This window comes from Granulicella rosea (genome assembly GCF_900188085.1).
Classification (GTDB): Bacteria; Acidobacteriota; Terriglobia; order Terriglobales; family Acidobacteriaceae; genus Edaphobacter; species Edaphobacter rosea.
This window is the reverse complement of the sequence record NZ_FZOU01000004.1, coordinates 344041-359751: the sequence shown is the minus strand read 5'-3', so window position 1 is coordinate 359751 and position 15711 is coordinate 344041. Positions and strand designations below refer to the sequence as shown.

Sequence of the window (15711 nt, the reverse complement as noted above, 5' to 3'; positions counted from 1 at the left end):
CGCCTTACTCAGTCGTTGTCGGGTCGGCTTGGGACAGGCCAGTTCCAAACGGCGCGACCCGGAGCTCAAGCCGCGAGGTAAGACACCGATGTGGTCTGCCCGGCTTGCTTTGTACCAGTGACTAAGAGAGACACTGGAAAGAGGAGAGCAAGATGGCACGAGGAAAGCGTTACCAACCTGAGCAGGTGGTGAACCTGCTTCGACAGATCGAAGTGGCGGTAGCGAACGGCAAGACGACGGCGCAGGCGTGCAAGGAAGCGGAGATCGTGGAGCAGACGTATTTCCGCTGGCGCAAGGAGTACGGCGGGTTGCAGATCGACCAGGCGAAGCGGTTGAAGGAGCTTGAGCAGGAGAACGGGAAGCTGAAGCGTCTGGTGGCGAACCTGAGCCTGGATAACCTTGTGCTGAAGGAGATTGCCTCCGGAAACTTCTAAGCCCTGATCGACGGCGCAGCGCGGTGAGCCATGCCTGTGAGCATGGCGTAAGTGAGCGACATGCGTGCCATCTGTTGGGGCAGCCCAGGGGCACGCACCGCTACCGGCCGACACAGCGCGAAGACGAAGATCGTCTGACTCAGGCCATCGTTGTTCTTGCAGGCCAGTATGGACGTTACGGGTATCGCCGGATCACGGCGTTGCTGGTGCGTGCCGGCTGGAAGGTAGGCAAGGATCGGGTCGAACGCATCTGGCGTCGTGAAGGGCTGAAGGTACCGAAGAGGCAGAAGCCAAGAGGCCGGCTGTGGCTCAACGATGGATCGTGTGTGCGGCTCAGGCCGACGCATGCGGGCCACGTGTGGAGCTATGACTTCGTGAGCGCGCGAACCCATGACGGCCGTGGTGTGCGCCTCCTCAACCTGATCGACGAGTCGACGCGCGAGTGCCTGCTGATCCGCGCGGAACGGCGTTGGTCGAGTGCCAAAGTGATCGGAGCGCTGGCTGACGTCATGGTGTGGAAGGGAGTGCCAGAGCATCTTCGATCAGACAACGGGCCCGAGTTCGTGGCCAAAGACCTGCGCAAATGGCTCGCCGATACTGGCGCAAAGACCCTGTATATCGAACCCGGATCTCCGTGGGAGAACGGCTACTGCGAAAGCTTCAACTCCAAGCTGCGCGACGAGTTCCTCAACGGCGAGCTCTTCTACTCGATGAAAGAACTGCGCGTGCTGGCCGAGCGCTGGCGCGTCCACTACAACACCGTCAGACCACACTCCTCGCTCGGATACAGACCTCCAGCACCGGAGGCCTGGCTGACTTCAACCTCTTGGCAGCAAGGGGAGCCAGTCGCTTCGCTCCCTGCTCCCCTTGCTGCCATACCCTACATCGATCTGACCTCAGAGATCAATGCGCTACACTAACTCCTCACTGGTACAAAACATCGGGCAATCCAGGGGCGGACCCGTGGGTCTGCGTTTGGAAGGGCAATTATTGCTTCATGAACACGCTTGGCCGGAACCTCACCCTCTGGAAGACTAGGGACATTACCGACCCGCGCAACGCAGCGAAGAAAGTCGTTTGACCCCCCGCGCCGGACACCGCGTGGTCCCGGGACATCTGAGCTCCCGAACTCTATCGCTGGGGCGACAAGTGGTACATCTACTTTGCGGCTGATGCTGGCCAGAACTACGATCAGCGCCCCCTGAGCAACACAGATGCAGTCGTCCGGCAGAATCCAGATGGAATCTTAGACCCCTCACGTCTGATAATGTCTCCTCTGTCTCATTTGCGTTGTAGGAGCCCGAAAGAAATGGTTCTGGCGCACATTTGGTGATTCTTTCCAGACGGTGTTCTGAGGCGTAAGACAGAGGTAGCTCTGAAGATCTCCGTTCCCCGCCTATGCGTCAAGGAACGCTGGTCCCTGATATTGCGGAGGTTGAGTTGGTTCGCCTTGGCCGCGTCTTCGGGCGATCGAAATGCGGTTGAAGACATGCCGTGCCTCGGCCGTGTGTCGGCTTGTGGGACCTACTCTCAGAAGGTGCATAGCCGGTACATGCGGCGCTTAGCGGACCTCCCGTGGGATGATGTTCCAGTCGTGATCCACCTGCAGACGCGGAGGTTCTTCACTGTGGAGCCGGCTTGCCGGCGTAAGGTATTCACGGAACCGCTGCCGGGTACGGCAATCCGTTATGGCAGCAGGAGTTGCCGGTCGGGAGAGGCGCTTCGCTGGCTGACGCTTGCCCTGGTTGGTCGGGCCGGCGCGAGGCTTGCCCAGCGTTTGGGTCTGCTGGCGAGCCGGTCGACTCTGCTGCGTGAGCTTCATCACAGTCGGCCTGCACCTCCGCGCGTCCTGGGCATCGACGACTGGGCATGGCGCAAGGGGCATTGCTAAGGCACGATCCTGTGCGACCTTGAGACGCGTAGGGTGGTCGACCTGCTTCCCGATCGCGATGCCAATACGGTGGCTGCATGGCTTCGGCAGCATCCCGGCACGGAGATCATCAGTCGCGACCGCGGCGGCATCTACGCCGAAGCCGCGCGCAGAGCCGCTCCGCGAGCCGTGCAGGTTGCAGACCGCTGGCACCTGTTACGCAACCTGAGCGAAGTCTTGCGGCATGCGCTTGCACCGCACCATCGCCTGTTTTCGCAGGCGGCAAAGGCCTGCCGGCCAGGGGAACCTGACCTATCGGGACTGTTTCTAAAAACGGGCGCGTCCGATCAGGAACTGGCACGGCAGCTTGGCATCGATCACCGAACCGTGAAGAAGTTCAGGACCGCCGAGCTGTATCCAGAAGCGAAGCCCCGTGTCCGTGAGTCTATGGTCGACGACTATGCGAGCTACCTGGATCAACGACTGAGTGAAGGATGTCGGAGTTCGACGACACTATGGCGTGAGCTGCGCGAACGAAATTTCCGAGGGCAGGTGAACGGTGTGCGCTACTGGCTTCGGCAGCGCCGCAGCTACCGAACACGACCGGCTCTGCGCACCTCGCCGCGACAGATCGTCTGGCTCATCCTGAAAGCCACGCCCGCCGCGAAGGATCTGCTCGAAGAGATGTACCGGAAGTCACCCGAGATCGGCCGCGTCGCGAAGCTTGCCACGAGCTTCTTCGCATCTTCCGCGAGCGCAGCCTGGAGGCGCTGTCGGCATGGCTTGAACCTGCACAAGGCACCGCCCTGGCCGGCTTCGCTGCGGGCCTGGAAAGGGACATCGACGCCGTGCGCGAGGCTCTCAGACTGCCGTGGAGCCAGGGACACGTCGAGGGGCAGGTCCACCGGCTCAAGCTCATCAAACGCCAGATGTATGGCCGCGCTGGCTTCGACCTCTTGCGTCTGCGTGTCCTTCAGCGGGGATAAAAATTGGTCACCCCACACACCACGTGAAAACAACGGATCATCACCAAATGTGCGCCAGAACCGGTTAACTGCTACAGCATAACGTCCTTTATGTTGTAGTAAAGCTTCTTGTAGAGCGGTCGTGTTCCTGAGGAACGTTTCGAGGGGGCACCTTGGAAGTCGGCGAACGACCCCTTTCGTTCAACAGGACAGATCCCATCATTATCGGATGTTAAGTAGAATTAAGATTTAGCTGTCACTTAACAGATCAAACAATCATGTTGCGTCGATATAAGTCATACGGTCTAACCGACGTTACGTCTTGACAGTAACTATTTCATACAACCGCTCATTGAATGAGCCGAGGCTAGCGATGCGCCTTCAGTTCATTCAACGCCCATTTAACTCCAGATTCAGGCTCGCCCGAAAATTGCATAATTACGGCTTTATCCCAATGAAACACACCTTTCAGTCGTAGTCTTCTCCTAACCCAATCGTCAAAGCCATCGAAGTCTGCGCATTTATCGAGACGCGAAACACGGACACCATCCAAAAAGGCACGCAGACATCCCGGCTCTACACAGTGAAGAAAGAGGGCGGGGCGATCGGTGAGAGCACCGAGATAACCCCTAACAGGTATCGGGACATAGTCATCGGGCACAACGAATCCCTGCGGATTGCGCCATATTTCGGGATACGCGGCAAGAAATTCGCGTAAGTGTAGAAAATGGAGATCAAATGCTCGCTCTTCGTCAAAAATCGCCACTCGGAGTATCGACTCCATCCCTATGGCTGCAACGTCAAAGTCAGCTTGAAGATAGGCGACTACCTTTTCATGCAGTTCGGTCATAACGACTCAAGAGCGACTGGCCACAGACGTTCGTTGAGGCCGAGACGATTTATAAGGCATGGCTCAAGACCTATATTGCGGAGACTCGCAGACGCGGGGCCACGCCCGTGCTCGTCACGTCCATGGATCGCGCCGATCGTGTCACAGGCGCTCCCACGCCTGGCCTGGGTCTCTATCCGCAGGCAGTACGGGAGGTGGCAAAAGAGGATCGCGTCCGTCTCATCAAGACGGAATGCGATGAGTATTGTTCTGTATGAGTCGGCCGGTTCGGATGCTCCGCGCCTACTTGCCGATGGAACGCACTCCACTGCATACGGGGGTTACGAGTTCGCCAAGTGCATCGTGGATGGCATCGTCGATAGCCGCTTCGACCTGGCAAAGTTTATCGTTGCCGGCTTTGTGCGCTTCGATCCCAAACACCGGATAGCCTGCGTTCCCTGGATCTCGGCGCCATCTTCTGATCTGCGAGACGCGGTCATAAGTGAATCAGTCCGCGTTTGAGTCCTTCCACTACGGCCTGCGTTCTGTCCTCGACATTGAGCTTCGTCAGAACAACGCTCACATGAGTCTTTGCAGTGGTTTCGCGGATCTGTAGCAGATCGGCAATCTCCCGATTGCTCTTGCCGCGAAACATCAGCTTCAGCACCTCCTGTTCTCGTTGTGTCAGCACCGAGGCAGGCGTACGCGAGGACAACGTGTCGTTGACCACGCTTGGCAAGAACTTCTGTCCTGCCTGTACGCGTCTCACGGCATCGATCAGCGCACGTCGCGACATGCCTTTGACGATATAACCCATCGCTCCAGCGGCTAGCGCCTGGTGGATGTCTTCGTCCCCCTCGTAGGTCGTCAGGACAACGATGCGCACCTGCGGCGCTATGGCGACGATGCGACGGATTGCCGTGACGCCGCTGGCATCGGGCAGGCGAAGATCCATCAGGACGAGATCCGGGTTCTTCTCCTGAAAGACCCGCACGGCATCCTCGACGTTGCCGGCCTGCCCGATGACGGTCATATCCTCCTGCGAGTTGATCATCGCGGCCACGCCGAGGCGCATAAGGGGATGATCGTCCACGATGAGGACTCGGAGTTGATTTGCTGGGGCTTCGGCGAAAAGTATGTCGCTCTTCAGGTTAGACAAGGATCGCGCCTTTCAGCGAATGGATGGGCTTGAAGATCGCGCGCACGGTTGTTCCCTTGCCGGGCGCGGTCACCAATTCAAGAGTACCGCCGATACGCTTGAGACGTTCTCGCATGCCGAGAATGCCGTAATGTCCCGCATCGATGCAGGAGTCCAGATCGGCATCCAGGCCACAGCCAAAATCCACAATATCGAGGACGATCGATTCGCGACGAGCATGGATCGTCAACATCACCTCCGTGGAGCCGCTGTGCTGGATAGCGTTGTAGACCGATTCCCGCATCACCATGATAACCTCGTGCGCGACAGAGGCGGGCAGCAACATGGATCCGGCAGCATCGGTGCGTACCTGAATGGCTTTATGCTCGCTCATGGTCTGCCTGGCGAGGTCATGCATTGCGTCGATGAGATCGACGTCGGCCTCCGGGCCGTGGCGCATTGCCCAGACAGCCTGGCGCGCCTGGTTGATCGTGTCGACCGTAAGCTCGCGGGCGTGGTTCAGCAACTCGGCAGATTCGGTCCGAGGCGATTCGGCGCAGCCCTCAGCGGCCTCGAGCAGCGCGGAGATTCCGGTACAGCCTTGAATCACCGTGTCGTGCATCTCTCGTGCCAGACGCGCCCGCTCATCGAGCACGGCGTCGAATCGAAGACGCATCTGTCGCAGCCGAAGACGATACAGAAGCCAGCCAACGACGACGATGAAGAGCGCACAGCAGAGATAGAAGGTGCGGGTTTGATAGAAAAATGGAGCCTTGTCAAGTTGGAAGGAGTCCTGCGTGATCGATCCCGGCAGAGAAAGATCGATGATCTGTACGATCAAATGATAGGTTCCGGGTCTCAGATTGGTGTACGTGGCTACGGTGTCGGGACGTCCCTCGGTCCATTTGCTCTCGAAACCATCGAGCTTGTAGCGAAAACGGAGCGACTCCTGCGGACGCAGATAGACAGCGGAAAGACGGAAGCTGACGCGCAGCATCTCGGCCGGGATGCTGGTCTTGTGCCGCAGAGAGATAGCATGGCCATCGTCGCCGATCTGGAACACCATAACTCCTGGCGCCCATGCCGCGGGCCTCGACTTGGTCGGCTTCACCTGGGCAATGCCGCGATTCGATGGAAACCAGACCGTGTCGTCAGGCGCGAGATAGCCGGCGGGCTCGACGCCGCCATACATCTGAACGCCTTCCGAAGGGTTCACGTAAACGAGCGGTGTAAGGGCTACACGGGACGACGAGCGCACATCCATCTCATCCTCCGTCACGGAGAAGATCACGTTGGGCCCCGAGAGCCAGAACATCCCCTGCCTGTCCTGCAATATCTTGTAGATGCTGTTCGTGGGCAGGCCCTCGTCCGCGGTGAAGTGATCGATAGATCCTTCTCTCATGCGGTAGACGCCATGCTCCCGCGTGCCGAACCAAAGTGCACCCTGATGATCTTGCAGAATCGACCAAACCCTCTCCTTCGCAAGCGACTGAGTTGCGGTATTGCTCACGAACTGGCCGTTCTTCCATGCACTGAGTCCTCGGTCGGTTCCAATCCAGATCGTTCCGTCATGAGCTTCGAGCAGTGAACGCGTACTGGAATACACAAGTCCCGACGCCTCCGCCAGCCTGTGAACACCGGTCTCGTCCACCACGGAGACCCCATCCTCGGTGGCGATCCACATCTGCCCGCCACGTGTCTCCATGAAGCTTCGGATAGAGTTGCTCGTCAGTTGCGCGGGGGCTGTATAACTCCGGCTATCGCCGTCTGCGATGCGCCGTACGCCGCCGCCTTCAGTGCCCACCCAGAGTGCGCCGTCGTGGGCTCGATAGATAGTGCGCACATTCAGATTCGCAAAGCCCTTCGCGAACGGACGCACATTGCCGTCCTCAATCTCGAAGAGCTTCTGCGCTGCGACCCAGAGGTGGCCGGCGCTGTCGCCAGAGATCGTCTCGAAGCCGCGATCCTTCACCTCGGGAAGCGGAATAAAGGTGACTGGGCTGTTTTCCAGCCGCACGAGACCCGCATTCGTGCCAATCCACACCTGCTTGAAGTGGTCGCATACAAGGCTGAGGACGGTCTCGCTGGGAAGCAGTCCTGCGTCGAGGATTCGCGTGGATTGTCCGCGGCGAAGCTTCCACAGGCCATCGCCGACGGTGCCGGCCCAAAGCGTTCCATCCTCTGTCTCAAGCAGAGCCCGCACAATGGAATGAACCGCGGGAAAGCGTTCAAGCTGACCGTCGCGGAGATACGCGAGACCGCTGACCATCCCAAGCCACACTCCGTGATCGGCAGCGGGCAGCACGACCTGTATCCGGTCTTCGTGGCCGATGCCATGCAGTGGATGTAGTTGCACTTTGCCGTCGGACTCGATCGAGACAAGCCGCGATCCCCCGACCCAGATCCTGCCGTCATGATCCTCTGCGATCGATCTCACCGCCATCTCAGGGAAGGCCTCGCTTCCGTCGATCCTGTCCACGCGATCGCCGTTGCGCCGAAACAGTCCACGGTCCGTGCCGATCCAAAGCCGGTTATGCGAATCGAGGACAACCGCGCGAACGAAGCCGTTCGTCAACCCTTCCTTGACGGAGTACTCATGGGTCCGCCGGTTCATGAGGTGGATCAGCCCATTGCCCTCAGTGCCGATCCAAAGAGTGCTGTCCTTCATCGGGAAGAGCGCTGAAACGCTGTTTGTTTCGAGCGGCTTGGAAAGACCGATGTCATGCCAGCGAATCCTCAACCCGCCGGTCTTCGCCAGTCCACCCGTAGTGCCGATTATGATGGAGCCATCGACGCTCTCCGTAAGGACCTGTACGGTATTTTCAGGAAGCCCATCCGCGACTGTCCAGAGTGTACGGGCATAGGTCACGGTATGCGCCGGCTGCTGCGATAAACAATGCAACGTCGAGACAAGCCACAGCACCAGCACGCTCACGAAGCCGAGGCGTGCCCGTGGTGCTGGGCGTTCTTTCATCCTGTGTCTCATCCGGCGCGCACGCTCCTGGTTTTCAGGCCAACCCATTGTAACGGCTGATGTACGACATAGACAGTCAGGAAGATCGCAGGCATCTCCTCCGAATGGAGGAGATCAAGGATGCATGTGCAGTGATAGTCTCGTGTCTTGGAATCGCCTCTACAACATCGGCGTGAGCATCAAGCCATGCGCCACTCGTAAAAGAATAGCCAGGACTGTCCCGCCCGTAATTCGTCGTCTTCGAGGAGTCTGCTCTCTATGCTTCGCCGCGACCTCATGAAATTCGCACCGATGGCGCTTGCCACCGGCGTCGGCTATACCTCGATTGCGTCGGCAGGCGAGAATCCTATCGCTGCGAATCCTTCCGCCACCTTCAACGTGCGCGATTTCGGCGCAACCGGTGACGGCAAGACGGTGGACACGCCAGCCATCAATCGCGCGATTGAGGCTGTGGCTGGAGCTGGAGGCGGTACGCTCATCTTTCCGGCAGGCTCCTACATGTGCTTCACCATTCGCCTCCTCTCGCACGTCGATCTTTACCTTTCGCGAGGTTGCATCATCGTAGCCGCAGACTCGCCGAAGAAGGGTGAGGCCACCGGCTATCGTGGCGGCACATATGATCGAGCGGAGCGCGAAAGCCCGTGGATTCCCTACCAGGACTATGGACATAACCACTGGCGCAATTCTTTGTTTTATGCGGAAGGGCAGCACGACTTTGGCGTCTTTGGCCCGGGCCTCATCTTCGGCAAGGGACTCTCCAATGGCTCGCACGGCGGTCGCGGCGGCTTCGATGGATTCATTGCGGAACAGGCCGGGGTCGGCAATAAGACCTTTGGACTCAAGAACTGCCACCGTGTTCTGCTCCGCGACTTTGTCATTCTCAAAGGCGGGCACTTCGCCTTGCTGGCCACTGGCGTCGACAGTCTGACGATCGAAAATCTGTTGGTGGATACAGATCGAGATGGCTTGGACATCGACTGCTGCCGCAATGTGCGTGTCTCCAACTGCACCATCAACTCCCCGTGGGACGATGCGATCTGCCCGAAGTCCAGTTACGCCCTCGGCTACCAGAGGCCGACCGAGAATGTAACCATTGCGAACAACTATGTCACGGCTGGCTTTGAAATTGGCAGCGTTGCAAATGGTACTTGGAAGAGGTTTCCCGACGACACGGATGTCATCCGCGAAGGGCGCATCAAGTGCGGTACGGAATCGAACGGCGGATTCCGCAACATCACCATCACGGGCAATGTTATTGAGGCCTGCAAAGGGATTGCACTGGAAAGCTCGGATGGAGCTCTGATCGAGGATATCGCCATCACGGGCAATACCATGCGGGATATCATCGACGCACCGCTCTTCCTTTGCCTTAATCGCCGAGAACGCAACCCGAACGAGACCGCTCGTGCAGGCAGCCTGCGCCGCATCCTGATCTCGAACCTTGTATGCCACAACGCGGATGCGTCTACGTCTTCAATGATTACCGGGATTCCCACAAACTGCATCGAAGATATAAAAATAGCGAACTGTTACCTGGGCCATAAGGGCTTGCCCAAGGTCATGCGCGTCGGGTTCGGACAGAAGATCGCGCCGATGCCGGATTGGCGCACCATCCAGACGCCGGAGCGTGAAGATGGATATCCGGAGCCGTTGCAGTATGGTCCCACACCGGTGCATGGATTTCTCATCCGTCATCTGCGCAATCTGGAGATGTCTCATGTCGAGATCGCGCCGGCCAATGCAGACCCACGTCCGGCGTTCCGCTTGGAAGACGTGCATCGTGCCGACTTCTTTGCCATCACCGCCCCGCCGCAGGAAAACTTTTCTCTGCATAACGTCACGGACTTCCGGCTTGCGTGGTCGCGGGCGGCGAAAGATACGGCGATCGCGCACGCAGAGCATCAGACGCTGTAGCTCTGACGGCACGGCAGAACGAGGTAGATGCGTGCAGAATCAGGTATGGCGCGATACCCTCAGCCGTACTCCGGAGCTGGCCAATTCGCGATCCCCGCGGTTGATGGGCGTTCGCTGCTGCAACTCATATCGTCCTGTTGCATTCTGCTGGATGTATCCGCGTTCGACGCAGGTGCGAAGGATGCGGTAGAGCGTCGATCGGGAGGTAGATACCGTTCGCTCCAGCTCGCGAATCAGGATGCCTTCGGGTCTCGCTCTCACCGCCTCCAGAACATCGCAGGTCCTCATCAAAGCGGATACATGGTATCTTCCGCGATCTGTCGTGATGCCGCGGCTTGACGACGGGAGCAGCACGTTGTCTCGTGCAAATATCCCATAGATACCGGACTCGATCTCTCGCAGATACTCGCGTGCGACGCAGGTTCTGACGATCCGGTAAAGCGTGCTTTGCGGAATTCCGCTCTCCTGCTCCAACTCGCGCAGCCGCATCCCGCAGGACCTTCGATGCAGCATTTGCAACACGTCGAAGGTCATCAGCACCACTGGAATCGTGTCGTCCTGATGGTGCACCTCCTGCAGCTTCCGGGAAGGCTCGGGGATGGAGACACACGGGAGACGGTATTCTCCCGTCTCTGACAGCTCCGCATATCCGCGGAACACAAAGGTCTGGAGCACGCTGTAAGCGGTGGTCTTCGGAGCTCCGGTCGCCTCGATCAATTCGCGAAGACGCATCCCCTGCGAAGAGGCGTGAAGCGCCTCCAGCAAGTCGAACGCTGTCCTCAAGATCGGAATGATGGAATACTGCTGAGAAATGATCTTGGCTCTGGACGGATACGCTGCCCGAAGAAGGCCGGGTGTCTCCGATTGAATGAACTGTGTCTGTCCACTTGCCATCGTGTTTCACGACTCTTTCATTACAGCATCGGCTACTTTCAGGATAGCGAGAAGGGCGCAGCATGGACCGCCGCGCCCTGTCGAATCATGCGGTCTTCCCTGCCGTTTGCGCGTTAAGGCCTTACGCCGATCTTTGCGTTCTTGATCATCAGCGAGGTTGGCGTGACCACCGGCGCCGCGACGCCCACAAGGTAGGCGATCGTGCTGTTGCCCGTGTTCTCCAGCCAGACGTTACCTGAAAGATCGATGCGAGGCTGCGTAGGCTTGAGCCACGAATCTGCCGCACCGAAGCCGTAGAGCGCTGAAGATGAGCCGGACGGAGAGAGCGGAGTAATGACCGGCACGCTATTGGTGACCACTGCGGAGAACTCCGAGAGGCCGCCGGTGACAGTGGAAGAACCTGGATTATTCGCGACCCAGATATTTCCAGCTCCGTCGATGGCTACGCCTGCACCGCCGTATAAACCGCCCTGGCCTATGCCCGCGCCCGCAGCGAACTGAGTGACTGTCGGCGAGGTAACGGCGCCGGTCCCCGGAGCGACGATGTACTCCAGGTATCCGTTCGTGCCCCACATATTGTTATTCGCGTCGATCGTCCCGTTCAGGACGCAGGTTGTCGGCGTGGTCGCGCTAAGCGAGACCTGCGAAGCGGCGTATTGAGCCGTTGCGGTCGGATAGGTGCCACCCGCAGCGGCAAGCGTGCTATCCGAACGGAAGATCGAGCCGCAGGCGTTCAGAACTCCCCAGGCAAGTTGGTTCGAAGATTGGTCGATGCCGCCGGCAAGGAAGTAATTGCTTGACTGCCTTCCCATGCCCCCATAGAAGGTCGAGTAAGCGGGTGTGCCTGCTGCGAGCAGCTCGCTGAAGTAGTAACGGTTGGTGGTTGCACCCGAAACATAGTTCGGTATGTCATTGAAGTAAAGGTTGTTATTGCCGTCGATCATGATATCTCCGACGGAGGCTCCGACCACATAGCCAGAGGCAACGCCCGCAGGCGTGATCTGAACGAGCGGCGATTGCAATGAGCCCGCATTGGGCGCCCCGGTCCCGCCAGAATTGGCGCCGCTTGAAGTATAGAAGCCCGCATACCAGGCGTTGTTGGTGGTGTCGACCGCAATTGCGTTCGACTTGGCACCGCCCAGGTTCATCGTCGTCGCCCCGGTATAGGTGGAGAAGCCCCAGCCGCCGGAGATCGGCGTACTGGTCACAGGCGCGATGAGCATCTGCCCTGCGGGATTGTACTGCGTGACGTAGCCCGCGCTGCCGGATGCGCCCCCGCCCTGCGCATACCAGACGTTGCCGTTGGAGTCGAAGGCAAGCTGCGGATACTGGGTAAGGCTCACAGCTCCGCCGCTGCTCGCCCACTTCACCTGGATCGTGGCGTCGGTAGGTGTGGTTGCGGTGTACGGCTGAAACGGTGCGTCTGCGGAGATGTTTGTCCACAGCGAGGAAAGGTAGGTGGCCGAGGCAGTCGAATGCGGCCAGTAGGTGGTGACAGCAGCGCCGGAACTATCGGTTGACCCGCTATACAACTGCGGATTGGGCACGCTGAGCATGTTGTAGGCTGCCTGCACCGTGTCGACCGGGACGACCGCGCCGCCGCCCTTCATCAGCGTGGCGAAGGTCAGGACACCGCTCGATCCCGTGCAGAGCGATCCTGTGCTGTCGTTGATGCATAGCGCAAGGATATCCGCCAAGCCGTTGATCTTGCTGGCATCCGGCGTGATCGTGGTGGTGTAGGTGGTCCCGTTGAAGGTTGCGGTCGATGTGCTGACGGCGCTGCTGCCGCTCGTGATGTTGGCCAGGTTGCCGGCCTGGGTGAAGGCGTTCGCCATGCCGATGACGTTGCTGGCTGGCGCGCCGATCGTCCAGGGCACAGTGCCGGTGCCGATATACGGGGCCGTCGCCGAGGTGTTGATGCTCATGAACTGCTGGAGAGCCGTCACGGCCGCGATCGTTGTCACCTCGTTCAACTGCAGGAATAGTGCGCCGGTCGCGGCGCCGCACGGTGTGGGGAGAGCCACCATCTCTGCCGCGGAGCTGTTGTTGCCTCCGCCGGGGTTACCGCCCGTTGCGGTCAGGTACAGATACTGGCCCGTGCTGCATGGGGAAACGCCTTGCCCGTTATCCAGGCTGAAGAAACCGCTTGAGTCGGTTGTGGTCTGAGCGATCTTCGTAGAACCCGTGCCGTACGACCCGGTGGTTCCCGCCGCCCAGAGGACGACCGTGGCGCCGACCACCGGCTGCTGACCGCCATGCACGGTTCCGCCGAGACCGCTGGCAGCCGCATTACTGTGGATCGCCGACGCAACGGTTGCGGTGGAATGCATGCCGCATCCGCTAAGAAGCGCTGATACCGGCAGCAACGCGGCCAGCAGGTAAACCTTTTTGCCACGCAGAATATGGGCGTACATCATGTATCCTCCGATATTTCTTTCCGCATTGTCTTGGCGGATCTTCGAGTTAGCTCGTGCGTTAAGTCCGGGTCGTACCGACGTGTCCTGTGATCGCACAGGGAGCGGTCGCTGACGCGAAACAGCGTGCCAGACCACTTTGGGGGATAAGCCGAACGATTTTCGACGACACCGGAACTCTACGGCAGAACAACATCCTCTCGTATCCTCCGAATGGCAGAGGCCGAACGTAATTTTTATCCTGCATACTCATGCTGTCTTTGGACGACGACCTCGTGGCGGGCTATCTCGCCGAACCGTCGTCGCCCGACTTCTCGGAGGCCCTACCCCGTGACAAAGCGCCTGCTTCTCCTGCTGCTCGCCGCGAGCCTGTACTCTGCACCTGTCCGGGCTAATGTGCCTGGAGGAGATGGAGACCGCGCACCGGTCAAGCTGCACGTGCATGGAGAGATCTACGAGCTTACAAACGGTAACGTCTCGGTCGAGATTGACGGTCCGTCGGCGGGAGTCGAATCGTTCAAGTACCACGGCGCCGAACTTGTGAACAAGGACGGTAAGCATGGACATATGTACTGGTCCATGGATGGTGGCGCAGACTATCAGAACCCCTCGCACGCGAAGTGTTCCGTGCGCGTGCAAACTGCCGAGACGGTCGATGTCGGATGCAAGGTAACCTACGCAGGGTCGCAGCCGCATGCCTTCGACATCGACATCCATTACGTTCTGCGCCGCGGCGCAACCGGCCTCTATGTCTATGCGATCCTGAGCCATCCCGCGAGCTACCCTGCGACAGGAGTCGCAGAGTGGCGGATGGTTTGGGATACGCCAACCATTCACGACCATTTCCTGCTGGAAAAGATCTTTATCGACACCGCACGCAGCGGTCCTATCCCCACGCCCTACGACATCTCGCAGAAGACGCATACGCCGATCAAAGAAATATCCGTCTTTCACACGGGCCTCTTCAACGGAAAAATGGAAAGCAAGTATAGCTATAACGCGACGTACAACGAGATAGGCACCTTCGGATACGCCAGCGACGTCAACAAGCTCGGCGCATGGATTGTCATGGGCGGCTTCGAGTATTACAACGATGGCCCGCGAAAGAACGATCTGACGGCGGTCGAAGGCGAGATGACCCACCACTTCGGCCGCAACCACTATGGCGGCACTTCGATCAAGGTGGAACAGGGCGAGGAATGGGCAAAAATCTTTGGCCCTTTCCTCCTCTATGCCAATGCCGGTGCGCCGGCAGATCAGCTTTGGAAGGACGCGCAACTTCAGGCAGCCACCGAGCAGAAGGCATGGCCCTATGAGTGGATGGCTGGTGTACCCGAATACCCACTGGAGAACCAGCGTGGATCCGTCTCTGGAAAATTGTCGCTGAAAGATCCATTGAAACCGAAGCTGACGACGGCAGATGCTTGGATAGGACTCGCTCAGCCTCCGGAGGGGAAAGACTTTCAGAATGAAAGCAAGAACTACGAATACTGGGCACGAGTGAAGCCGGACGGAAGCTTCACAATCCCGCACGCCAGACCGGGAACCTACAAGTTATACGCGTTCGCGAATGGCGAGCCCGATGTCTACGAACACGACGATGTGAAGGTTACCGCCGGTACAGACACAGATGCCGGGGAGCTCCAGTGGGACATTGCACGCACCGGCTGGCTTGCCTGGGAGATAGGCGTCCCCGACCGTGACTCGCGGGAGTTTCGGCACGGAAACAACTACTTTCAGCCCTTTCTCTACAAGGGATTCACGGCGGAATTCTCCAACCCGCTCGTCTTCCACATTGGCAGTAGCCTGCCTGCACGCGACTGGAACTACGCGCAGTCCAACTACCAGCCGCCGCAAGGGTCGCCCGCACCTTGGCCATGGCAGATCGACTTCACACTACCGTCCGGTCTATCCAGGGATGGGTCGGCCGAGTTGACGGTCGCGCTCGCCGCGGCAAATAAGGCAATGCTGCGCGTCTCGGTAAACGGAACGAGCGAGGGGGAATGGACGCCAGAGAACAACAGCGGCAACGGCCTGTTGAGACAGGCGTCGCATATGAAGTACAGCCTGCATCGTTTCGCCATCCCGATGGCTGCTTTGCATGAAGGCAGGAACATGATCGAGTTACTCCAGACCAACTGGAAGGCGGACGACAACTACCTTTCGTACGACTATCTCTCCCTTGAGATACTTGGGAAAAAGCCATGAACCGTAGGAACCTATCGACCACCCGCCACTCGGCTCTGTATCTCTTCTCGTTCATCCTGATCGCGGTGTCT

The 15711-nt window shown here is 58.9% G+C and carries 9 protein-coding genes and 3 pseudogenes; 6 read left to right on the top strand and 6 right to left on the bottom strand.

The genetic code is table 11. The features are described from left to right. Positions 1 to 152: 152 nt before the first annotated feature. The 3 genes and pseudogenes from CHB87_RS13370 to CHB87_RS22620 form a co-directional block, all read left to right on the top strand. Positions 153 to 1354, top strand: a protein-coding gene (locus tag CHB87_RS13370; RefSeq protein WP_089408939.1) for an IS3 family transposase whose coding sequence is annotated in 2 segments (ribosomal slippage) — positions 153 to 426 and positions 426 to 1354 — 1203 coding nt in all. Because the reading frame shifts where the segments join, the coding sequence is not laid out codon by codon here. A gap of 1004 nt (positions 1355 to 2358) precedes the next feature. Further along, positions 2359 to 2514 (top strand): annotated as a pseudogene (locus CHB87_RS22625) (ISL3-like element ISMex26 family transposase); the annotation flags it as partial. 545 nt (positions 2515 to 3059) lie between these two features. Further along, positions 3060 to 3290, top strand: a pseudogene (locus tag CHB87_RS22620) (ISL3 family transposase); the annotation flags it as partial. A 346-nt stretch (positions 3291 to 3636) separates the two neighbouring features. On the opposite strand, the gene CHB87_RS21970 reads toward CHB87_RS22620, so the two are convergent. The 3 genes from CHB87_RS21970 to CHB87_RS13355 all read right to left on the bottom strand — a co-directional run bounded on the left by CHB87_RS21970 (position 3637) and on the right by CHB87_RS13355 (position 7253). Beyond that, positions 3637 to 4119 (bottom strand): hypothetical protein, encoded by a 483-nt coding sequence (locus CHB87_RS21970; protein ID WP_142988351.1) that lies wholly within the window; start codon positions 4117 to 4119, stop codon positions 3637 to 3639. A 475-nt stretch (positions 4120 to 4594) separates the two neighbouring features. Next, the gene (locus CHB87_RS13360; RefSeq protein WP_245817981.1) at positions 4595 to 5257 is read right to left on the bottom strand and encodes a response regulator transcription factor; all 663 of its coding nucleotides are present in this window, start codon (positions 5255 to 5257) and stop codon (positions 4595 to 4597) included. Beyond that, positions 5250 to 7253 (bottom strand): sensor histidine kinase, encoded by a 2004-nt coding sequence (locus CHB87_RS13355; protein WP_245817980.1) that lies wholly within the window; start codon positions 7251 to 7253, stop codon positions 5250 to 5252. Before CHB87_RS13355 ends, CHB87_RS13360 begins: the two co-directional genes overlap by 8 nt. A gap of 102 nt (positions 7254 to 7355) precedes the next feature. Here CHB87_RS13355 and CHB87_RS22615 point away from each other — a divergent pair, with 102 nt between their 5' ends. After that, the gene (locus tag CHB87_RS22615; RefSeq protein WP_245817979.1) at positions 7356 to 7586 is read left to right on the top strand and encodes a hypothetical protein; all 231 of its coding nucleotides are present in this window, start codon (positions 7356 to 7358) and stop codon (positions 7584 to 7586) included. Between the two features lie 42 nt (positions 7587 to 7628). Here the strand turns inward: CHB87_RS22615 and CHB87_RS22920 are convergent. Then, positions 7629 to 7850: pseudogene (locus CHB87_RS22920) on the bottom strand (two-component regulator propeller domain-containing protein); the annotation flags it as partial. Positions 7851 to 8468: 618 nt separating this feature from the next. On the opposite strand from CHB87_RS22920, the gene CHB87_RS13350 reads away from it, so the two are divergent. Then, positions 8469 to 10124, top strand: coding sequence for a rhamnogalacturonidase (locus CHB87_RS13350; protein WP_089408936.1), 1656 nt, complete (start codon positions 8469 to 8471; stop codon positions 10122 to 10124). A gap of 39 nt (positions 10125 to 10163) precedes the next feature. On the opposite strand, the gene CHB87_RS13345 is transcribed toward CHB87_RS13350, so the two are convergent. Then, positions 10164 to 11018: a helix-turn-helix domain-containing protein gene (locus tag CHB87_RS13345; RefSeq protein WP_089408935.1), complete on the bottom strand. Its 855-nt coding sequence runs from the start codon at positions 11016 to 11018 to the stop codon at positions 10164 to 10166. 113 nt (positions 11019 to 11131) lie between these two features. Then, positions 11132 to 13348, bottom strand: coding sequence for a hypothetical protein (locus tag CHB87_RS13340; RefSeq protein ID WP_142988350.1), 2217 nt, complete (start codon positions 13346 to 13348; stop codon positions 11132 to 11134). A gap of 414 nt (positions 13349 to 13762) precedes the next feature. On the opposite strand from CHB87_RS13340, the gene CHB87_RS13335 reads away from it, so the two are divergent. Continuing rightward, positions 13763 to 15640 carry a polysaccharide lyase family protein gene (locus CHB87_RS13335; RefSeq protein ID WP_176441754.1) on the top strand — a complete coding sequence of 626 codons (1878 nt, stop codon included), beginning with the start codon at positions 13763 to 13765 and terminating at the stop codon, positions 15638 to 15640. Positions 15641 to 15711: the final 71 nt, after the last annotated feature.

Bases quoted from the DNA above. Each gene is read 5' to 3' on its own strand.
- CHB87_RS13350 (WP_089408936.1), top strand. From the start codon at position 8,469: ATGCTTCGCCGCGACCTCATGAAATTCGCACCGATGGCGCTTGCCACC.
- CHB87_RS21970 (WP_142988351.1), bottom strand. From the start codon at position 4,119: ATGACCGAACTGCATGAAAAGGTAGTCGCCTATCTTCAAGCTGACTTT.
- CHB87_RS13340 (WP_142988350.1), bottom strand. From the start codon at position 13,348: ATGCATTCCACCGCAACCGTTGCGTCGGCGATCCACAGTAATGCGGCT.
- CHB87_RS13345 (WP_089408935.1), bottom strand. From the start codon at position 11,018: ATGGCAAGTGGACAGACACAGTTCATTCAATCGGAGACACCCGGCCTT.